This is a genomic window from Rhodococcus sp. JG-3, from assembly GCF_000482405.1.
Lineage (GTDB): Bacteria > Actinomycetota > Actinomycetes > Mycobacteriales > Mycobacteriaceae > Rhodococcoides > Rhodococcoides fascians.
In genome coordinates this window covers 2,234,540-2,254,893 of record NZ_KI519398.1, presented here as the reverse complement: position 1 = coordinate 2,254,893, position 20,354 = coordinate 2,234,540, and the positions used below count along the sequence as shown (strand labels likewise).

Sequence of the window (20,354 nt, the reverse complement as noted above, 5' to 3'; positions counted from 1 at the left end):
TTCGGCGTACACAGCGACACTGGCCAGCCCGGCATCAGCGGCCGCCCGGATCACCCGAACCGCGATCTCACCACGATTGGCAACAAGAACCTTGGAAATCTTCTTATGGGAGGTAGAGGTGGTCATCTGTGCGAAGTCCTTCACTGGCCGAATCGAGCATTGACGAAAAGAGCTGGGGCACTGGCGAGTCCGTAACGATGCATGCCTTCCGGTCGACCCCACAGATCGATCGGGGCCGGCACGTCCTGGGCCACCGACGACTGCGCGGCAGTCAGAACCGCAACGACAGCAGCGATCTCGGAGTCCGTCGGACTTCCGCGAAACGACCAACTATCCGACGCAGCAGCAGATTTCGCTTCGCTCACTGCGTCATGATTCGCTTCGCCGCTCATAGTGGGATGTTTCCGTGTTTCTTCGGGGGCAGGGTCACTTGTTTGCGTTCGAGCAGCCGCAACGCGGTCACGATCTGACCGCGGGTGTGACTGGGCGGGATGACCGCATCGAGATACCCGCGCTCGGCAGCGACGTACGGGTTGACCAACGTGTCCTCGTACTGCTGCTGCAACGTCAGCCGCAACGCATCGACGTCCTCACCGTTCTTCGCCGCCTCGAGCAACTGCTTGCGGTAGACGAACCCGACCGCACCCGAGGCCCCCATCACCGCGATCTGCGCCGTCGGCCACGCCAAATTCACATCCGCACCCATGTGCTTGGAGCCCATCACGTCGTACGCCCCGCCATAGGCTTTACGGGTGATGACGGTGATCTTCCCGACCGTCGCCTCCCCGTAGGCATACAACAACTTCGCCCCACGCCGGATGATGCCGTTGTATTCCTGGCCCGTCCCGGGCAGGAACCCCGGCACATCGACCAACGTGATGATCGGAACGTTGAAACAGTCGCACGTGCGGACGAACCGGGCTGCTTTCTCCGAGGCATCGATATCCAACGTGCCCGCGAACTGGGTGGGCTGATTGGCCACGATGCCCACCGACCGGCCGTCGATCCGCCCGAACCCGACGATGATGTTGCGGGCCCGCCCCTCCTGCACTTCCAGGAATTCGTCGTCGTCGAGGATCCGGCGGATCACCTCGTGCATGTCGTACGGAGTGTTCGGCGAATCCGGAATCAACGTGTCGAGCTCGAGATCCTCCGCCGTCAACGAATCCTCGATGGATCCGAGAACAGGATCCGACGCGGCCGTCCGCGGGGCATCGGCCCGATTGTTGCTCGGGAGGTAGGACAGGAGGTCGCGGACGTAGTCGAGGGCGTCCTGCTCCCCGGACGCGACGTAATGCGCGACCCCGGACTTCTCCATGTGGGTGTGCGCGCCACCGAGCTCTTCCATCGTCACGTTCTCCCCGGTGACGGTCTTGATCACATCGGGGCCGGTGACGAACATCTGACTGGTGCCATCGACCATGACCACGAAATCGGTCAGGGCGGGTGAGTAGACGTGTCCGCCGGCGGCGGGGCCCATGATCACCGAGATCTGCGGGATCACCCCGGAGGCGCGGACGTTGCGGTGGAAGATCTCCCCGTACAACCCGAGGGAGACCACCCCTTCCTGGATGCGGGCCCCGGCGCCTTCGTTGATGCCCACCAACGGCCGTCCGGTCTTGATCGCCAGGTCCATCACCTTGACGATCTTCTCGCCGTAGATCTCCCCCAAACTGCCGCCGAAGACGGTCGCGTCCTGGGAGAACACGCACACATCACGGCCGTCGACCGTGCCGTAGCCGGTGACGACACCGTCACCGAAGGGGCGATTGTCACCCAACCCGAAATTCTGTGATCGGTGCCGCGCCAACGCATCGAGTTCGACGAACGAGCCCTCGTCGAGCAGGGCCGTGATCCGCTCGCGCGCGGTCAACTTGCCCTTCGCGTGGACCCGCTCCACCGCCGCCTCACCCGACGGCATCTCCGAAGCCCCCAGACGTTTACGAAGATCGGCCAATTTACCCGCAGTGGTATGGATATCGGGTTCGGTTGTCGTCATGCAGATGTCCCCTACGTGTGTGTGGAAAGCAAGGTGCGGATGGTCAGTTGGTCGCGAGCGATCGGGCGATGACGAGACGCTGAATCTGGTTGGTGCCCTCGAAGATCTGCGTGATCTTGGCGTCGCGCATGTAGCGCTCGACGCGGAAGTCTCTGGTGTAGCCGTACCCGCCGAACACCTGCACGGCGTCGGTCGTCACCTTCATGGCCGCATCGGTAGCGATCAGCTTGGCCACAGAAGCGTTGCGGGAGTATGGAAGTCCGGCGTCCCGACGGCGAGCCGCGTCGAGATAGGTCGCGCGTGCGGAGTCGACTGCGGCGGCCATGTCCGCCAGCACGAACCCCAGACCCTGATGGTCGATGATCTTCTTGCCGAACGCAGTGCGTTCCTGCGCGTACTTCACGGCATCGTCGAGCGCAGCTTGCGCGATTCCGACTGCGACAGCGGCGATTCCGAGCCTTCCGGCGTCCAGCGCGCTGAAGGCGATCTGCAGTCCTTGACCTTCCGCTCCGATGCGCCATTCGGTGGGAACGTGCACGTTGTCGTAGTGCGCCGACGTGGTCGGGATCGCATGCAACCCCATCTTCTCCTCGGGCTTGCCGAAACTGAGGCCTTCGGTCCCGTCGGGAACTAGAAAACACGAGATCCCTTTGGAGCCTTCGCCGGTGCGGGCGAACAGGTTGTAGAAATCAGCAACACCGCCGTGGGTGATCCATGCTTTGGACCCGTTGACCGTGTACCCACCGTCGGCCGCGCTCGCCTTGCAACTCAGGGCCGCTGCGTCGGAACCGGCCTGCGCCTCGGACAGCGAATAGGCACCGATCTGCGACCCGCCGAGCATGTCGGGAAGCTTCTCGGCCTTCTGCTGATCGGTACCGAACGCCATTACGGGATAGCAGGCCAAACCGTGCACGCTCACCGCGACTGCAACGGCCGCCCATCGTGATGCCAATTCCTCGAGTACTTGGAGGTACACCTCGTACGGTTGGCCTCCGCCGCCCCATTCCTCCGCGTACGGCAGGCTCAACAGTCCGGCTTCGCCGAGAGTGGCGAACACTCCCGTCGGATAGGTCTCGTTGCGCTCGTGTTCGTCGACGATCGGGTCGAGCACCTTGTCTGCCACATCGCGGGTCAGCGCGAGAAGGTCGCGCGCTTCGGCGGTGGGCAACAGACGAGCGACGGGCACTAGAACCTCCGGGATGTTCGGCATCAGTACTGAAGAATGATCCGCAGTACTGATGCACAGTACTGCACAAGACGATGCAGTACCATCCTGGATGTGAACGCACCCGTGACCTCGCATGCCACGGCTCGCCGTTCGGAATTGTTCGACCAACTCGTCAGCCTGTTCCTGGCCGAGGGGTTCGCTCACCTGACGCTCGACACCATCGCGGCTCGCCTCCGCTGCTCCAAATCCACCTTGTACACGTTGGCGTCGAGCAAGGATCAGCTGGTGGGCGGCGCAACCGTGCACTACTTCAAGTCCATGACCACCCAGGTCGAGAATGCGGTTGCCGAGGTCGACGGAACCCGCAACCGCATCACCACGTATCTCACCGCAGTCGGTGCCGCTCTGGAATCTGCGTCCGAGCAATTCATGACCGATCTCGCGTCGCTCGAATCGGCCCGTTCGGTGTACGAACGCAACACCGCAATCGCGGCACGACGGGTCCAGGAGCTGATCAGCGAGGGTGTGGCCAGTGGCGAGGTACGCGACGTCCATGCGGCATTCGTCGGTGACGTCGCATCCTCGGTCATGGTGCGCATCCAGACGCGCGAGGTGTTCCGCCTGACCGGTCTGAGTGACGGCGATGCCTACCTCGAGCTGGCGAAGTTGTTGACGGCGGGTATCGGGGCGTAGTTCCGGCACCGGGAATGAATCGACCCGGCTGTGCGCTGAGTCGTACGAACATAGTTGATCCTTCAACGAAAGAGCACACGATGAAGAAGATCGGATTTCTGTCCTTCGGACACTGGTCACCGTCCCCGCAGTCGCAGACCCGATCGGCATCGGATGTGCTGTTGCAGTCGATCGACCTCGCGGTCGCGGCCGAGGAACTGGGAGCCGATGGTGCGTACTACCGCGTCCATCACTTCGCCAACCAGCTGTCGTCGCCGTTTCCGCTGCTCGCCGCCGTCGGAGCCAGGACGAGCACCATCGAAATCGGTACCGGCGTCATCGACATGCGGTACGAGAATCCCTTCTACATGGCCGAGGATTCCGGCTCTGCCGACCTCATCTCGGGCGGGCGGTTGCAACTCGGCGTGAGCCGGGGATCGCCCGAACAGGTCATCGAGGGGTACCGCCACTTCGGATACTCCCCCGCGGAGGGCTCCGACCACGCAGACATGGCTCGCGAACACACCCGCATCTACCTCGATCTGCTGGAAGGCAAGGGCTTCGCTCAGCCGAACCCGCGGCCGATGTTCCCCAACCCGCCTGGCCTGCTGCGCCTCGAACCTCACGCACCGGGTCTGCGCCAACGCATCTGGTGGGGCGCAGGCACCCGCGAGACGGCCGAGTGGACGGCGCGCCAGGGTATGAATCTGATGAGCTCCACACTTCTCAGCGAAGACACCGGGGTGCCTTTCCATCAGTTGCAAGCCGAACAGATCGAACGCTTCCACAAGACGTGGAGCGACGCGGGCCACGACTTCGCTCCTCGAACATCCGTGAGCCGCAGCATCTTTCCGATCGTCAACGATCTCGACCGCGCCTACTTCGGCCGAGAGGGCAGCGGTGACGACCAAGTCGGCTACCTCGACGGCGGCAAGGCTCGTTTCGGCAAGACCTACGCGGGTGAGCCCGATCGGCTGATCGAAGAACTGGCGGCGGACGAGGCGATCGCCGCCGCGGATACTCTGCTGCTCACCGTCCCGAACCAGTTGGGTGTGGAGTACTGCGCACACGTTCTGGAGACGCTGCTGCGCGACGTGGCCCCCGCACTGGGGTGGCGTTGATCACTCGGTGACCAGGGGCGATTGGTTTCGGCGGATACGGGTACTGGCAGCAGGTTCACCCGCCCCCACCTGCCAGGAGTCCTCATGCTCAAACGCGACGTATCCGCGCGCCTCGATGTAGACATCACCGCCGCCACCACTCTCGAATTCCAGATCGCCATCGCACCGCACCCCGGTACGACGGTCACCGAATCGCTCTCCTTCGTTCTCGACGGTAATCCCGTCGAGGCGAAGGAGGTCAGCGGACCGCACGGCAACCGCATTCACGTCATGCCCGCCGACGTCGGCAACTTACAGGTCTCGTACGACGCCACCATCCTGGGCAACACCACCCCGGCCCCCGTCACCGACTACGACATGTCGCTCTACCTTCGGCCCAGCCGCTACGCCGAAGCAGACAAGTTCTACGGTTTCGCCGCAACAGAATTCGGCGACTACGCCGATTCCGAGGAACTGCTGGCCAAGATCTCCGCCTGGGTGGGCGCACGCCTGAATTACGTTCCAGGAAGCAGTGATCCGATCGACGGAGCCGTCGACACGCTGCTAGCAGGCCAGGGAGTGTGCCGCGACTACTCGCATCTGGTCGTCGCGATGCTCCGCGCTGTCAATGTTCCTGCCCGCCTCGTGGCCGTGTACGCGCCCGGATGCGATCCGATGGATTTCCATGCCGTCGCCGAGGCGTTCGTCGGCGGCCAGTGGCGTGTCGTCGACGCCACGTGTCTGGCACCGCGGTCCACTCTGGTTCGCATTTCGGTAGGCCGCGATGCCGCCGATACCGCATTCCTGGACAACCACAAGGGTGCAATCACGCTGAACAGCTCCGTCGTCACAGCCGTGGTCGACGGCGAACTCCCGCACGACGACATCACCGAGCTGGTCTCTCTCACCTGACCGCCGCGGTCGCTCGAGTGATGCAGATCACTTTCCTGCGACGTTTGCTTTCGGCCTCGAAAACCGACTATCTATCCGTTACCAACAATCACAGCCACCCGAAAGGTGCACACCATGAGCTTCATCGACAAGGCCAAGAACGCAGCAGAAGACGCCATCGGCAAGGCGAAGGAAGTTGTCGGCGACGCAACCGACAACAAGGACCTCGAAGCCGAGGGCAAGAAGGATCAGGGTTCGGCCGGCGTCAAGAAGGTCGGCGAGAACATCAAGGACACCTTCAAGTAACCAGCAGCCCCGCATCGAGTGCCGCCGGTCACCGCGATCGGCGGCACTCGGTTTCTGCTCACCTTCCACTTCACAGAACGGAACCCTCATGATTGCAACATCGGACACCACAACTACCAAGCGCCGCGGCGGATTCGCCTCGAAGTTGGCCCTCCTCGTCACGGTCGTGCTCGTTGCAGCACTGGTCATCTTCGTGCTGCAGAACACCGTTCACAGCACGATCAACTTCCTCGGCTGGAACTTCGATCTCGGGCAGGGCGTCGCAATGCTCGGTGCAGCCGTCGTCGGAGCGATCATCGCGCTGACGGCAACAGCAGCATTCAAGGTTCGACGGGCCGTCCGCTGACAACCTCCCCCACGACAGGACTTCCCGCATGATCCCGCTGCTGGCCCGCAAGTATCTCTACCGCTACCTTGTCGTCGCGATCGGCTTGCCCATTGCTGCCCGGCTCCTGGCATTTGCCGGCGTGAGCCTCGAAAAGCGAACGGGCAGAGCCAATGTCGTATCCAAGGCCCTGAAGTCCGCCGGCAGGTTCGCGCAGCGTCGAGCAGACAAATCCGCTCGGAAACGTACGTCCGCGGCGCAGTAGCGGTAGCGCGTTCAACTCCGCGCCACGTGGGCGGCGAGGACGTCACGCAACACCTCACGGTCGTCGAATCGCACGATGTGGTCGCCGTACACCTGTTCGGCATCGCAGCCCCGTCCAGCCACGACCACGGCATCCCCGGGCTGAGCAATGGCGACAGCGTGCTCCACGGCACGACGTCGGTCGGCTTCCACTACCACCACCGCTGAGCGTGCAGCCCGAGCGCCCTCTTCCACTGCGGCTCGGATGGTGCCCGGGTCCTCCGACAGCGGACTTTCATCGCTGACGATCACCACATCTGCCAACGTGGCTGCCGTTCGCCCGAGCGGGAAGCGCTTACCCGGGTCACGTTCGCCCGTCGCCCCGACGACGACGATCAGTCGACCCGAGACCACGCTGCGGACGAACGGCAGCAGCGCCCGCTGACCTGCGGTGTTGTGCATGTAGTCCACGACGGCCAGGAAAGGCTGTCCGACGTCGACACGTTCGAGGCGGCCGGGAACGGCGTCGAGGCGTTCGAGTCCTGCCGCGACTGCTGCGATGTCGCGGCCGGCCGCCAACGCCATGGTCAGTGCGGCCAGAGCGTTCTCGGCCTGGTGCGGACCCAGCAGAGGTAGGCGGATTTCGACATCGCCCATCGGGGTTCGCGCTGTCAGGGACGTTCCGACGTCGGTGCACTCGATGTTCTCGCCGCGAACATCGGCATCGCGATCGGCCGTGGACCACGTCCAACAGGGAATATCGAGGCGTCCCGCCAGGATTTTGCCGTGCGGATCGCCGACGTTGACCACAGCGCGTGTCGATCGGTGCGCCGAGAACAGTTCGGCCTTCGCGGCGAAGTAACCGTCCATGTCTCCGTGGTAATCCAGATGATCCGGCGTGAGATTGAGGAACCCCATCACCGCGAAACGGAGACCGTCGACGCGGTGCTCGGTGACGGCGTGAGAGGACACCTCGAGGGCAACCGCCGTGGCACCCTCGTCTCGGAAACGGCGCAGAGTCCGATGCACGGTGGCGGCCTCGGGCGTAGTTCTGGCCGATTTTTCCTCGCCGTGCGGCCCCGCCAAACCGATTCCGGTCATGGTCGCCACGGAGTCGCCCGCAGCAGCGAGCCCGGCTCTGAGCAGCAGGGTGGTGCTCGTCTTTCCGTTGGTCCCGGTGACTCCGTACAGATCGAGGTCTCGGTGCGCGAACCGATGAATTCGAGCGCACACCTCCCCGACCCGGCGGCGCGGGTTCGGCACGACGAGTGTCGGCAGAACCGTCGAGGCCCGGTCCGACAACGCCGCCACTGCCCCTCGGGCCTTGGCCTCGAGCTCGAAGTCGAGGCCGTGAGCTCGGCGGCCGGGCAACGCCACGTACAGGTCACCGGGACGAACCGTTCGCGAGTCGTCGCTTGCCCCGGTCACTCGCACGGAACGAATCGGCGGCGCAGCGCCGATCGAGAGTGCCAGCTCGTTCAGTTCCACGCCGACGCCGATCGACGACGTGCCACCCCTGCCGAGATCGGGCTCGATCAATGCCCAGCAGGGTCGGTGAGGCTCTTGCCTTCCTGTGCCTTGACCCGGCGACGCTCGAGCAACACCAGAACCGTGCCTGCGACGAGCAGAACGGGCGCGAGGACCGCGCCCGTCCACGCCCAACCCTCGAAACCGTAGCCGGCCGCAGTCAAGGTCAGACCGAGGCTGACCAGCGCGAGACCGATACAGATGTAGCCGGGCCAGTTGCGCGCGTCGACGATCGCTTCCCCGGCGTGCCCGCGCATCGTGCGGTCGTCGTCGTTCGCTTCGGCACCGGAGCCGGCGGGGTCATGTTGGGCCATGGTGTCTCCTCGACTGCTGTTCGCTTCACCGGCGACGCATTCCGGGCCTGCAGGAACACGTCGATTACGTCAGTGTCCCCGCGGCGAACCCGTCCAAACATGAAGCCTCGCAGCACTCGAGGCAGACCCGTCATCGATATCCGGGCCGGCGGGCTCAGTTCTGCCAGGCGACGGCAGCGAACGGAGCGTGGCTCGACAACCGGCTGACGATGCCGGCATGCGCGAAGTCCTTTGCCGTGGCCACTGCGTCGAGCACGCCGGATCCCTTGGCCAGCTCGGCGGTGATGGCAGCTGCGAACACGCATCCTGCGCCGGACACCCTCTCGTCGCCGATCTTCGGGGCGCGCAGGACGGTGAGGTCCTGTCCGTCGAACACGACGTCGACGGCTTCGTCTCCGGGTAGGCCGGCACCACCCTTGACCACGACGTACTGGGGGCCGAGGTCGGCGATCCTCCTGGCTGCCTCACCGAGATCCTCGACGGTGTCGATGGAGTCCATTCCGGACAACGTCGTCGCCTCGAACAGGTTGGGTGTGATGACGGTCGCCAGCGGAAGAATCTCGCGACGGAGCGCATTGTCGGTGTCGAGAGCCGCACCGGGTTCCTGCCCCTTGCAGATCAGCACGGGATCGACCACGACATGACGCCACGGCTGCAGGCGCAGTGATTCCGCGACCGTGGCGACGGTGGCGGGGGTGCCCAGCATGCCGATCTTGACGACATCGAGATCGTGAGCGGCGGTGGCCACTTCGATTTGATCTGCGATCACCGAACTGTCGATCGGCACGAAGCGGTGGCCCCATTCGGCCTTCGGATCGAAGGACACGATGCACGTGATGGTGCCGACCCCGTAGACCCCCAACCGCTCGAACGTCTTGAGATCTGCTTGCAGGCCGGCCCCGCCGGTGGCTTCCGAACCTGCGATCACGTACGCGATTGTCGACATCGGCCCATTATGGCAACCGGCGCCCCATACCGCGCCGGGTGGTCGAGAAGCCGCGTGCGCCGGGCCCGCTGCCGCGTTGTGCCCCGGCTCGGTGGCAGGTAGCGTCACCGATATCCGAGTCGAGTCCAGGCCGGTCCCCCACTGCGCAACCGCCGTACGTGTGCCCCGAGAACGGCGGCATACCAACGCTTTTCGTTCGGCGTAGCGGCGTACCGAGATGACGACGGAGGTCCGAGCGTGACGACGAAACGCGACACCACAGCTCGATGCGAGGACGTGTGGAACGTTCTTGCCGATGGCTGGTCCTACGCAATGTGGGTGGTCGGTGCATCCCGAATCAGAGCGGTCGACGCGGCGTGGCCTGCTCCTGGCAGTGTCATCCACCATTCGGTCGGGGCCTGGCCGCTCGTGCTCAGCGACGTCACGCGCTCGGTCGCCGTTCACGAGAACCGCGAATTACAGCTGGAAGCCAGGGCCATGCCGTTCGGACGCGCCTCCATCACCGTCCGGTTGCACCCGACAGCGACCGGCTGCACGATCGAAATGATCGAGCACGCGAGCACACCGCCGTTCGAGCTCGTGCCCAACCGGGTTCAGCATGCGCTGTCTCACCCCCGAAATTCCGAGGCACTCAGGCGTCTCGCGCTGTTGGCGGAGCGCGCATCGAACCCGTAGAACCTGCCGGGTCGGGCACGGCCCGCTCACCGAAACGTCTGTGCCGCAACGGAACGGCCGAACACGATTGAAGACCGAATGCAGCGGGCATGCGATTGCCATGACATCCCCGCTGCGTCGTTCGAATCGATCTGTCTCCAGCAACAGCTCCCGAAGCGGGAACCGGAACTGATGGCGTCCGACCACACTCCGAGCGTCCACCCGAACGGCTCCGAGTCCGACGGGTCGTCGACGCCACTGCGCCGGGCGATCTCGGGCAAGTTGTTGTTCGTCTTCATTCTCGGTGACGTGCTGGGTGCCGGGATCTACGCTCTCGTCGGGGAAATCGCGGGTGAGGTCGGCGGAGCGATCTGGCTGCCGATGCTGCTCGCTCTCCTGATGGCCTTGCTCACTGCGGCGTCGTACGCCGAATTGGTGACCAAGTACCCGCGAGCAGGCGGGGCGGCGGTGTTCGCGCAGCGAGCCTTCGGGCGACCGATAGTGTCGTTCCTCGTCGGATTCTCGATGCTCGCGGCTGGCGTGACGAGCGCGGGAGGTCTGGCGCTGGCCTTCTCGGGCGACTATCTCGCAGTGTTCCTCGATGTGCCCGCCGTGCCTGCGGCGGTCGTCTTCCTACTTCTCGTCGGACTTCTCAATGCCCGCGGGATCACCGAATCTCTTCGGGCCAACCTCGGTATGACGGTGATCGAGGTGTCCGGTCTCGTCGTGATCATCGCCCTGGCCGGGCTCGTTCTGAGCCGCGGCGACGGCGCGCCGTCACGGGTGCTCGAATTCACCGACGACACCACGCCGACGCTGGCAGTGCTGGGGGCGGCTCTGCTCGCCTTCTACTCGTTCGTGGGGTTCGAGACTTCGGCCAACATCGCCGAGGAGGTCGAGGATGTGCGGCGGGTGTATCCCCGGGCTCTGCTCGGAGCCGTCACGACGGCCGGAGTGGTCTATGTGCTGGTCGGTCTGGCAGTCTCGACGGTCGTTCCGGCGGATACGCTGGCCCAGTCCACCGGTCCGCTGCTCGAGGTCGTCGACGCCGCCGACGCCGGAATCCCACCATGGGTCTTCAGTCTGGTCGCCCTCGTGGCCGTCGCCAACGGCGCCTTGCTGACGATGATCATGGCGTCGAGACTGACCTTCGGCATGGCCCGCGACGGATTGCTTCCGGTCGCCCTGGCCAAGGTGCTGCCCGGCCGCAAGACTCCGTGGGCGGCCATTGTCGCGACCACTGCGGTCGCAATGGTGTTGTGCACCACCGGCTCCGTGGCCGCACTCGCCGAAACGGTGGTGCTGCTTCTGTTGTTCGTCTTCATCAGTACCAACATTGCCGTGCTCGTGCTGCGTCGGGACCGATCCGACACCGACCACTTTCGAACGCCGACGGCGCTTCCCGTCCTGGCGTTGATCACGTGCGCCGTGCTGCTCACTCAGCAGTCCGCAGCCACGTGGCTCCGCGCCGGGCTGCTGCTCGCAGTCGGAATCGCGCTGTACTACGTCGGTAGGGTTGTGAGCTACAAGACCGCGACCGAACCCAGGAGCATCACCCGATGACCACCACAGAGGTCGACGCAGTCGTCATAGGCAGCGGTCACAACGGATTGGTCGCCGCTGCGGCGATGGCCGACGCGGGGTGGGACGTCGTGATTCTCGAGGCGGCCGAACTACCCGGCGGTGCCGTCCGGAGTGCCGAACTGGTTCCTGGATTCACCAGCGACCTGTTCAGCGCGTTCTATCCGCTGGCTGTGTCCTCGCCCGCCATGACGGCACTCGAGCTCGAGCGTCACGGACTGACGTGGTCTCACTCGCCGACGGTCTACGGCCACGCGCGATCCCCGGAGGACACCGACGCTCCGGTCGTCCATCACGACGTCGAGGCGACCGCTGCTCTGTTGCGTGAGCACGACGTACGCGACGGTGACACGTGGCTGCGCCTGTTCGAGCAGTGGGAACGTATTCGCACTCCCCTGCTCGGTTCGCTCTTCGGGCCGTTTCCACCGGTACTGCCGGCAGCACGATTGGCGCGCACTCTCGGCGTCTCCGAGACACTGCGCTTCGTCCGGTTCGCTGCGTTGCCTGCACGGGTGATGGCCCACGAGCTGTTCCACAGCGAGGCCGCGCGGTGCCTGCTCCTGGGCAATGCGATGCACGGCGACGTACCCACCGACGCGCCGGTGAGCGGAATGATGGGATATCTGCTGACGATGCTCGCGCAGGACGTCGGGTATCCGGCGCCCGTAGGTGGATCGTCGGCATTGACCGACGCGTTGATTCGCCGGGCTCAGGCCTCGGGTGCTGTGCTGACGTGCAGTCGACCCGTCGAGTCCATCGACGTGCGGGGCGGTCGTGCACGCGCCGTGCACACGACGGGCGGCGAGACGTTCCGCGCTCGTCGAGCGATCGTTGCCGACGTGTCGGCCCCCGCGCTGTACGGGTCGTTGCTGCCCTTCGATGCGGTCCCGCGTCGCATGCACGACGACTTACGTACGTTCGAGTGGGACACCCCGGTGGTCAAGCTCAACTACGCTCTCGACCGTCGAATACCTTGGCGCTCAGCATCTTTGGCCGACACAGGCACCGTCCACCTCGGTGCGGACGACAACGGCCTGGTCCATTGGGCGGCCGATCTCACGACCGGGGTTCTCCCGCAGAGCCCGTTCATGTTGTTCGGCCAGATGACCACAGCGGACCGGTCCAGATCGCCCGAGGGCACCGAAAGCGCTTGGGCCTACACACATCTGCCACGCGGCGTCGTCGACGACTCGGCCGCCGAGACCGTCGCCGACCGCGTCGATCAGGTGTTGGAACAGCACGCCCCGGGATTCGCCGATTCGGTGGTGGGACGGGTGGTGCAGAGACCGAGTGATCTGCACGGCGCCGATGCCAACCTGCACGGCGGTGCGGTCAACGGTGGTACCGCACAACTGCAGCAGCAGTTGATCTTTCGTCCCACGCCAGGATTGGGGCGCGCGGAGACCCCGGTGGAAGGATTGTTCCTCGGGTCCGCGTCCGCCCACCCCGGGGGCGGAGTCCACGGTGCGGCCGGGGCCAACGCCGCTCGGGCCGCACTCGGCCAGCGAGGGGCGCGCGGATGGGCGCGAAAGAAAGTCACCAGTGCACTGATCGAATTCCTGACCCGATGACGGCGTTATCGAAACGAGATCTTTCGTTACCGACTCGAGATCGTCGACATCACCGTCCGACATCTCGCACTGGCATCGTTGACTACACAACAAACCAGCGAGCAGGCGGAGACACCAGCCGGCCGCGCACTTCTCCGGAAGAGGTCTCGACATGTCGATGAGCATTGCCACCATGGACAACGCCGTTCGCGACGACGAAGCCGAGTTCCGACTCGACACCATCGTCCGTTCCGACGGGAACAACATCCTGCGCGCCTTCGGTGAACTCGACATGTCGACCCGGGCCGAATTCGTACACGGCCTCGATCGCCTGGCCGCCGTTTCCTCCGTGGTCACGATCGACCTGTCCGAGGTGTCGTTCGTCTACTCGGGAGTCGCGAATGCCATCGTCGACGCGACCTACACCCACCCGGGCAAGATCGTCATCCACGCGCCGGCCCGTTCGGTGCGCATGGTCCTCGACGTACTGGGTGCAGGCGACCTGTTCGTCGACGCGCCTGGATCGTGAATCGGACACGATGACAGGTAACCTCGGCCGTATGTCTGACGACCCCACCGGAGGACAGTTCGAGATCGTTTCGGATGTGCACGACGCGACAACCGTCATCACAGTCAGAGGCGAACTCGACCTGGATACGATTCCCCACTTGTCCGCCGCTGCGTTCCCTGCGGCCGACGCCGCGGAACGCGGACTGGTGGTCGACATGACCGATGTGAGCTTTCTGTCGTCGAGCGCCATCACCGTGTTGGTCCGAGTGTCCGACCGGCTGCCCGAATCGTCGCGAATGGCACTGGTCGCCGTCGACGGGGTGGTCGTTCGCCCGGTTCAGCTCAGCGGAATCGACCGGGTGATGGCCACGTTCACCACCGTTCCCGAGGCTGTGGCGCATGTGCAGTCGAGCGCGGTCGACAGTGAGGGTGGCCGATGACGTCCCACTCACAGCCCGCCAGTCGATGGAGTCACACTGCGACCGCTGAGGCTGCCGCTGCCAGCGCCGCTCGGCGCCGACTCCAGGGTTGGGCGCTCGACCTGGGCGTGCATCGGACCCTCGTGGACGACATCGCTCTCGGGGCCTACGAAGCCCTGGCCAACGTCGTCGAACACGCCTACAGCTCCGCGCCCGAACCGGGGACGATGACGATCACCGCAGCGTACGAACGCGAGACGCTGACCGTCACCGTCTCGGACACCGGCACGTGGCGTGCGCCGGCACCGACGACCACACGAAGCCACGGGCTTCAGCTCGCCGAGGCAGTGTCCGACGACCTCACCGTCGACCACCGTCCAGGTCTGGGCACCGTGGTCACCGCAGTGTGGCGGAACCCAGTCACCGCCGAATCAACCGGCCGCCCCTCGTAATCTTGGTAGGAGAAGCCATGACCGCCTCGGCTGCCGAACTACTCGACTCCGCACCGTGCGGGGTTTTTTCGATCGACGTTGCGTCCGGCGACATCCTTTACGCCAACGCGGCGGCCGCTCGCATCACGGCACTGAGTCGGGACGATCTGGTCGGCACCGCAGTCACGGATCTTTTCAGCCCCGAGTTCGCACCGGTTTTGCGCGAACTGCTCGCGGCAGCCACGTCGTCCGACTTTGACTCGCCCATCGGAGTGACGGCGCAACTCACCGGCGCACCCGCATCGGGCTCGCAGACGGCGGTGTCGATGCTCGCCAACAGTTTGCGAGCGGTGTCCGGTGCGACGACGGTGACCATGACGCTGCACAACGAGACCGAGCGCCGAGTCCGCGAGCAGCACCTGATGGATGCGCGGATATATGCCGAGGCAGCTCAGGACGACGCCGAAGCAGCTCTCGACCGATCTCAGGATGCATTGGGCGCGTCGGAGGAAGCCCGCAAGTTGGCGGAAGCAGAGAAGACTCAGGTACAGATTCTGGCGTCGACTCTGCAACGCACACTGTTGCCGCCGATCCTGTCCGCGCCGACGGGCATGCAGGTGGCGGCCCATTACCACCCCGCGTCCATCGACGAAGTGGGCGGCGACTTCTACGACGTGTTTCCCCTCGACAACGCGACGTGGGGTTTCTTCCTCGGCGACGTGAGCGGAAAAGGAGCGGGCGCGGCTGCCGTCACGTCCCTGACTCGATACACGCTGCGGGCCGCAGCGGTCTTCGATCGGGATCCGATCGCCGTACTCGAGAATCTCAACACGGTGCTCCACCACGAGTTTCACGGCGACGATCCGCGTTTCTGCACCGTGGTCTTCGGTACCGTCGCGCCGGGACCCGACGGTGCCGTGGTGCACCTCGCCAGCGGAGGCCACCCGCCGGCTCTTCGTATCGCGCGCGACGGCGTCGTCGAATTCGTGGACACCACCGGGGGGCAGTTGGTCGGAGCCCTCACCGAACCGCACTTCGCCTCGGCGACGGTGACGATGCAGCCCGGTGACGTGTTGGCGTTCTACACCGACGGGCTGACCGAGGCGATCGTCGGCCCGGGCCGAACTCGTTTCGACGACGACGGCAGTCTGCACGCATTCGCCGCCGAACGAGGCCGGACCTCCGCGGCAAAGATCGTCGACGATCTGACCGAATTGTTGGCCTCGTTCGGTGACGGACTTCAGGACGACGTGGCGTTGCTCGCCTTCGAGGTTCCCCCGATCGATACCGATTCCGGCTCCGATCCGACCGGTTCGTAATCCTTCGACTCCTCGATCGCCTCCAACGGCGGTACCTCCTTACCGTCGAGCACTCTGCGCATTCGCTCTTTGTCGAGTTGGCCCTCCCAGTTCGCCACGACGAATGTCGCGACGCAGTTGCCGAGAAGGTTCACCGATACTCGCATGGAGTCCATGATCCGGTCGGCACCGAGCAGCAACGCCACGGCCGCAACCGGGATGGACCCGTGCCCGATGGCCGCAACGGTCGCCGACAATGCGAGGAACGACGAACCCGGTACTCCCGCCATGCCTTTGGAGGTCAGCATCAGGATCAACACCGCAGCGATCTGCTCTCCGAGTGTCAGGTCGACGCCGAGAGCCTGCGCGAGAAAGAGAATGCAGATCGACAGATAGAGGGTTGCTCCGTCGAGGTTGAACGAATACCCCGTCGGAACCACCAGACCGGTGGTCGTGCGGGAGCACCCTGCCTCGGTCAGCTTGACCATGATGCGCGGCAGTACCACCTCCGTCGACGCCGTTCCGAGGGCGAGGAACAACTCGTCCTTGATGTACCGCAAGAACTTCCAGAGGTTGACTCCGGCGAAGTACCGCGCGACGGCCGCGAGAACGACAATGAACAACACGGCAGCCAGGTAGCAGCACGCGATCAGTTTCCCGTAGCTACCGAGCGACGAAATGCCGTACTGGCCGACGATGTATGCCATCGCCCCGAAGGCACCGATGGGTGCCAGGCGCATGATCCAACCGATGATGGTGAAGAAGATGTGACTGATGTGATCGACGAGTTCGAGCACGATCGGCGGGCCCTTCTCACCGAACTTCGCCAAGGCCAAGCCGAACAGCACGGCGAAGAACAGCACCTGCAGTAGCGCGTTCTCGGCGAATGCCGACACCACGGAGGTCGGAATGATGTTCAGCAAGAAGTCCACGGTGTGCGGCAACTCGCCGCTGCCGGTCTTCTGGTCGACGGCCTCGGCACCGGTGGCCAAGGTCTGCGGGTCGATGGAGAACCCGGAGCCCGGCTTGACGATGTTGCCGACCACCAGACCGAACACGAGCGCGAACGTCGTGATCAGCTCGAAGTAGACCAGGGCCTTGACGCCGATGCGGCCGACGGACTTGAGGTCGCCCACATGGGCGATGCCGATGACGACGGTGCAGAAGATGATCGGGGCGATCAGCATCTTGATGAGCTTGATGAAGCCGTCGGCCAGTGGTTTGAGGTCTGCACCCAGGCCCGGCCAGAGCCACCCGATCGCAATGCCTCCGACTATGCCGATCAGTAACTGCACGAAAAGAGATGCATACCAAGACTTTCGGCGTACATCGGGTTCGGCTTCCCGGTCCGTTGCGGTCGGTCGTTCTGTCATGCGCTCACCGTTCGATCGAGTTTCCGTCGTGCTCGGCGACACCTCCGTCGCATCGCACCATGTTTCGGCGCGACCATCGTGCGCGAGAAATGTTTCGGCGATGTTGACGGTGATGGTCGATGGTGAAACCAGTCGACTCGATCGGCAGGTCGAGTTACACGTGCGCCCCGAGGCCGGGCTCGAATCGGATCGACGGACTGTTGTTCGGTCCATCGAGGGTCACATGGGCACGCACGCGGTACACCCGCGCGATCAACTCCTCGGTGAGCACGTCGGCGGGTGCGCCTGCTGCCACCACCCGGCCCTCGGACAACACCACGAGTTGCGTGCAGAACATCGCCGCCAGGTTCAGATCGTGCAGTGCGATGACGCTCGTGATGGGTAACCGTGCGACCAGCGCCAGCAATTCGAGCTGATGATGGATGTCGAGATGGTTGGTCGGTTCGTCGAGCAGCAGTTCCCGCGGCTCCTGAGCCAGGGCGCGCGCGATCTGCGCGCGCTGCCGTTCTCCGCCGGACAGCTGATGCCACAGGCAATGGGCCTTTCCTGCCAGACCCGTGTGCCGCAGTGCAGAATCCACGGCCGCCGCATCTGCAGCTGCGTCTCCGCCGAACGCTCCTCGATGGGGAATGCGGCCGAGCCGTACGACGTCGGCGACGGTGATGTCGAAGTCGGTGTCGGCGTGCTGACTCACCACGGCCACGATCTTCGCGACGTCCTTGCGACGCATCGCGGACAGCTCGGTTCCGTCTAGGGTCACCACACCCGACGTCGGCCTGACGGCACCGTTCATCAGATGCAGCAGCGAGGACTTGCCGGATCCGTTGGGCCCGAGCAGCCCGACGGTATCGCCCGGGCCGGGCTCGAGGGACACCCCGTCGACGACCAGCGCACCGCCGCGACGCCACGTGACATCGGTTGCCGAGAGTGTCATGACGCCTTCTTCCGTCTGGACAGGATGGCGATGAATGCCGGGACGCCCACCAGTGCGGTACCCACGCCGACCGGCAGCGGCGTCGGCGCGAACGCGACGCGCGACACCGCGTCCACCCAGACCATGAAGACCGCCCCGATCAATGCCGTGACCGGAACGAGCCGACCGTGCCTCGAGCCGACGAGGAACCGCGCTGCATGCGGCAACACGAGCCCGAGGAATCCGATCGCCCCTGCCACACTCACCAAGGTGGCCGTGATGAGGGCGGTCACGACCAGAAGTGCGATGCGAGCCTTGCGTACCGGGATGCCCAGTGAGGACGCCACCTCGTTGCCGAACGAGAACGCGTCGAGCACGAATGCGTAGTAGAAGCAGACGGCTGTCCCGACCGCGACGACTGCCGCGCACAGAATCACGTCGTCCCAGCGAACACCCTCGAGCGAGCCCAGCAGCCAGAACATGACGCCGCGGGTCTCGTCGGAATCGGCGAACGCGAAGATCACCAACGATGTCAATGCCGAGAACAACTGGGTCGACGCCACTCCGGCCAGAATCACGCGGTCGTTGTTGCCGCCGGAGAGTTGAGCGAGCAGCAGCACCAGTCCGAATGCCACCAGTGCCCCGATGAACGCGCCACCGGACAGTCCGAGCGCGGCCCCACCGACTCCGAGGATCCCGACCAGCACCGCTCCCGTCGACGCGCCGGAACTGATGCCGAGCACAAACGGGTCGGCGAGCGGATTGCGGAGTAGCGACTGCATGATGACCCCGCAGATCCCGAGGCCGCTGCCGCATGCAGCTGCCACGAGGCTGCGTGGGAGCCGTTCTTCCCACACGATCGCGTTCTTGGACACCCGGACGGGGATGTCCGCCAGTCCCAGGTGGTTGAGCACGACGTCACGCACGTTGACCAGCGAGATCTGCGCCGGCCCGAGCGTCATCGCGATCGCCACGGAGACGACCAGAAGGAGAAATCCGCCGATCATGACGGCGGGCAGGCCGATCTGTCGTTTCGCCGAGACGCTCGGCTCGGCCGTGGTGGTGCTCAGGACCGAGGCCCGATCTGGTTCAGGCCTGCGGTCAGCTTCTCGACGGCGTCGACCAGCCGAATCGAGGGGTTCATCTCGGCGCCGTGCAGCGAGATGTACCGCTTGTTCTTCACCGCGTCCATGGTGCTGGTGACCGGGTCCGATTCGAGGAACGCAATCTTGTCCTCCAGCTTGTCCCCGGGGAAGCGATTGCGGAGTAGGTCTCCGAGCACCAGCACGGACGGATCGCGGTCCACCACTGTTTCCCACCCGACCGCTTCCCAGTCGTCCTGTAGATCGGAGTAGACGTTGGTGGCACCGACCTGATCGGCGAGGAGGGCAGGCGCTCCGGAGCGGCCGGCGAAGTACGGGCTCTTGGTGTCTGCGAACCAGAACGCAATGCTCTCACCGGTCTTGTCGTTGCCCGATGTGGCCGCGTCCAGACGGCCTTGCAGTTCGCTGATCAAGCTCTCACCGCGTTCCTGGACGTCGAACACCTCGGCCGTTTCGCGAATGGTCTGATATAGCGCGTCCATGGTCAACGGGGTCGTCCGGGGATTGCCACCGTTGACGCTCAGGCCGTTGTCACAGTCGGTGGGTGCGAGATACGTCTCGATGTTCGATTCGGCGAAGCGGCTACGGTCTGCGACACCGCCCTGCTTGTAATGGCGGCCGAACGACGCGGTCACGAAATCCGGGTCGGTGTCGAGCACCACCTCGTAGGTCGGCGCGTTGTCTGCCAACCGCGGTACGGATGCGTTCGCCTCGGCGAGATTCTCGCGGATCGGATCCGTCCACGACGCTGTCCCGACCATGCGATCCTGCAGACCGAGCGACAGCAGGATCTCGGTGGAATCCTGATCGAGAGACACCACTCGCTGCGGCGGAGCGTCGACGGTCACCGACTGGCCACAGTTGTCGAGTACGAGCGGGTAGACGGTCTTGCCGTCGCCGCCCGTGGCCGCGGTCTGCGACACCTCCTCGGACTCACCACATGCGGTGATCAGACCTGCAGCAAGAACCAGCGACGAGAGGGCAGCGACGCGCCTCGTACCTTTTTTCACGGGGTGACCGAACTTTCTCGA

Annotated in this window: 24 protein-coding genes; 13 read left to right on the top strand and 11 right to left on the bottom strand. The window is 64.7% G+C overall.

Translation table 11 applies throughout. From position 1 onward, the window contains the following. The 4 genes from K414_RS28550 to K414_RS0112165 all read right to left on the bottom strand — a co-directional run. Positions 1-126 (bottom strand): biotin carboxylase N-terminal domain-containing protein (locus K414_RS28550; protein WP_152530500.1); only part of this gene is annotated, 126 nt, incomplete at its 3' end. Between the two features lie 14 nt (positions 127-140). After that, positions 141-392: an acyl-CoA carboxylase epsilon subunit gene (locus K414_RS26795; RefSeq protein WP_037219173.1), complete on the bottom strand. Its 252-nt coding sequence runs from the start codon at positions 390-392 to the stop codon at positions 141-143. Further along, positions 389-1,999 (bottom strand): acyl-CoA carboxylase subunit beta, encoded by a 1,611-nt coding sequence (locus K414_RS0112170; protein WP_027496196.1) that lies wholly within the window; start codon positions 1,997-1,999, stop codon positions 389-391. Before K414_RS0112170 ends, K414_RS26795 begins: the two co-directional genes overlap by 4 nt. A gap of 43 nt (positions 2,000-2,042) precedes the next feature. Beyond that, positions 2,043-3,185, bottom strand: coding sequence for an acyl-CoA dehydrogenase family protein (locus tag K414_RS0112165; protein WP_027496195.1), 1,143 nt, complete (start codon positions 3,183-3,185; stop codon positions 2,043-2,045). A gap of 93 nt (positions 3,186-3,278) precedes the next feature. On the opposite strand from K414_RS0112165, the gene K414_RS0112160 reads away from it, so the two are divergent. The 6 genes from K414_RS0112160 (at position 3,279) to K414_RS0112135 (ending at position 6,726) form a co-directional block, all read left to right on the top strand. Continuing rightward, a complete protein-coding gene (locus K414_RS0112160; protein WP_230074079.1) occupies positions 3,279-3,860 on the top strand; it encodes a TetR/AcrR family transcriptional regulator in 582 nt (193 codons plus the stop codon). Between the two features lie 80 nt (positions 3,861-3,940). Continuing rightward, positions 3,941-4,960: an LLM class flavin-dependent oxidoreductase gene (locus K414_RS0112155; protein WP_027496194.1), complete on the top strand. Its 1,020-nt coding sequence runs from the start codon at positions 3,941-3,943 to the stop codon at positions 4,958-4,960. An 84-nt stretch (positions 4,961-5,044) separates the two neighbouring features. Next, positions 5,045-5,851 (top strand): transglutaminase family protein, encoded by an 807-nt coding sequence (locus K414_RS0112150; protein ID WP_027496193.1) that lies wholly within the window; start codon positions 5,045-5,047, stop codon positions 5,849-5,851. A gap of 114 nt (positions 5,852-5,965) precedes the next feature. Then, positions 5,966-6,136 carry a CsbD family protein gene (locus tag K414_RS0112145; protein ID WP_008718579.1) on the top strand — a complete coding sequence of 57 codons (171 nt, stop codon included), beginning with the start codon at positions 5,966-5,968 and terminating at the stop codon, positions 6,134-6,136. A gap of 88 nt (positions 6,137-6,224) precedes the next feature. After that, positions 6,225-6,482, top strand: coding sequence for a lipopolysaccharide assembly protein LapA domain-containing protein (locus K414_RS0112140; RefSeq protein ID WP_176456997.1), 258 nt, complete (start codon positions 6,225-6,227; stop codon positions 6,480-6,482). A 28-nt stretch (positions 6,483-6,510) separates the two neighbouring features. Beyond that, on the top strand, positions 6,511-6,726 hold the full coding sequence (locus K414_RS0112135) for a hypothetical protein (protein ID WP_027496191.1): 216 nt from the start codon (positions 6,511-6,513) through the stop codon (positions 6,724-6,726). A gap of 11 nt (positions 6,727-6,737) precedes the next feature. On the opposite strand, the gene K414_RS26790 is transcribed toward K414_RS0112135, so the two are convergent. From K414_RS26790 to thiD, 3 genes are all read right to left on the bottom strand, one after another. Further along, positions 6,738-8,243 (bottom strand): UDP-N-acetylmuramoyl-L-alanyl-D-glutamate--2,6-diaminopimelate ligase, encoded by a 1,506-nt coding sequence (locus K414_RS26790; protein WP_152530408.1) that lies wholly within the window; start codon positions 8,241-8,243, stop codon positions 6,738-6,740. Then, positions 8,240-8,545 (bottom strand): membrane protein, encoded by a 306-nt coding sequence (locus tag K414_RS0112125; protein WP_027496190.1) that lies wholly within the window; start codon positions 8,543-8,545, stop codon positions 8,240-8,242. The genes K414_RS26790 and K414_RS0112125 overlap by 4 nt, the downstream gene beginning before the upstream one ends. 154 nt (positions 8,546-8,699) lie before the next feature. Continuing rightward, positions 8,700-9,491 (bottom strand): bifunctional hydroxymethylpyrimidine kinase/phosphomethylpyrimidine kinase, encoded by a 792-nt coding sequence (thiD, locus tag K414_RS0112120; protein WP_027496189.1) that lies wholly within the window; start codon positions 9,489-9,491, stop codon positions 8,700-8,702. Positions 9,492-9,728: 237 nt separating this feature from the next. On the opposite strand from thiD, the gene K414_RS0112115 reads away from it, so the two are divergent. The 7 genes from K414_RS0112115 to K414_RS26775 all read left to right on the top strand — a co-directional run bounded on the left by K414_RS0112115 (position 9,729) and on the right by K414_RS26775 (position 15,955). Beyond that, the gene (locus tag K414_RS0112115; RefSeq protein ID WP_027496188.1) at positions 9,729-10,166 is read left to right on the top strand and encodes an SRPBCC family protein; all 438 of its coding nucleotides are present in this window, start codon (positions 9,729-9,731) and stop codon (positions 10,164-10,166) included. Between the two features lie 171 nt (positions 10,167-10,337). After that, on the top strand, positions 10,338-11,708 hold the full coding sequence (locus tag K414_RS26785) for an APC family permease (RefSeq protein ID WP_051365354.1): 1,371 nt from the start codon (positions 10,338-10,340) through the stop codon (positions 11,706-11,708). Further along, positions 11,705-13,297 carry an NAD(P)/FAD-dependent oxidoreductase gene (locus K414_RS0112105; protein WP_027496187.1) on the top strand — a complete coding sequence of 531 codons (1,593 nt, stop codon included), beginning with the start codon at positions 11,705-11,707 and terminating at the stop codon, positions 13,295-13,297. The genes K414_RS26785 and K414_RS0112105 overlap by 4 nt, the downstream gene beginning before the upstream one ends. A gap of 157 nt (positions 13,298-13,454) precedes the next feature. Continuing rightward, positions 13,455-13,805: an STAS domain-containing protein gene (locus K414_RS26780; RefSeq protein WP_141214482.1), complete on the top strand. Its 351-nt coding sequence runs from the start codon at positions 13,455-13,457 to the stop codon at positions 13,803-13,805. Between the two features lie 31 nt (positions 13,806-13,836). Continuing rightward, positions 13,837-14,226 (top strand): STAS domain-containing protein, encoded by a 390-nt coding sequence (locus K414_RS0112095; RefSeq protein ID WP_027496186.1) that lies wholly within the window; start codon positions 13,837-13,839, stop codon positions 14,224-14,226. Continuing rightward, on the top strand, positions 14,223-14,657 hold the full coding sequence (locus K414_RS0112090) for an ATP-binding protein (RefSeq protein ID WP_027496185.1): 435 nt from the start codon (positions 14,223-14,225) through the stop codon (positions 14,655-14,657). Before K414_RS0112095 ends, K414_RS0112090 begins: the two co-directional genes overlap by 4 nt. Positions 14,658-14,674: 17 nt before the next feature. Beyond that, a complete protein-coding gene (locus tag K414_RS26775) occupies positions 14,675-15,955 on the top strand; it encodes a SpoIIE family protein phosphatase (RefSeq protein WP_081701587.1) in 1,281 nt (426 codons plus the stop codon). Here K414_RS26775 and dctA read toward each other — a convergent pair. The 4 genes from dctA to K414_RS0112065 form a co-directional block, all read right to left on the bottom strand. After that, positions 15,877-17,307, bottom strand: coding sequence for a C4-dicarboxylate transporter DctA (gene dctA / locus K414_RS26770; protein ID WP_051365073.1), 1,431 nt, complete (start codon positions 17,305-17,307; stop codon positions 15,877-15,879). The two genes, K414_RS26775 and dctA, sit on opposite strands and share 79 nt — an antisense overlap. 154 nt (positions 17,308-17,461) lie before the next feature. Beyond that, entirely contained in the window at positions 17,462-18,241 is a 780-nt protein-coding gene (locus K414_RS0112075; protein ID WP_027496184.1) for an ABC transporter ATP-binding protein, read from the bottom strand. After that, positions 18,238-19,227: an iron chelate uptake ABC transporter family permease subunit gene (locus K414_RS0112070; RefSeq protein WP_027496183.1), complete on the bottom strand. Its 990-nt coding sequence runs from the start codon at positions 19,225-19,227 to the stop codon at positions 18,238-18,240. The genes K414_RS0112075 and K414_RS0112070 overlap by 4 nt, the downstream gene beginning before the upstream one ends. A 59-nt stretch (positions 19,228-19,286) precedes the next feature. Beyond that, positions 19,287-20,333, bottom strand: coding sequence for an ABC transporter substrate-binding protein (locus K414_RS0112065; protein WP_027496182.1), 1,047 nt, complete (start codon positions 20,331-20,333; stop codon positions 19,287-19,289). Positions 20,334-20,354 lie beyond the last annotated feature (21 nt).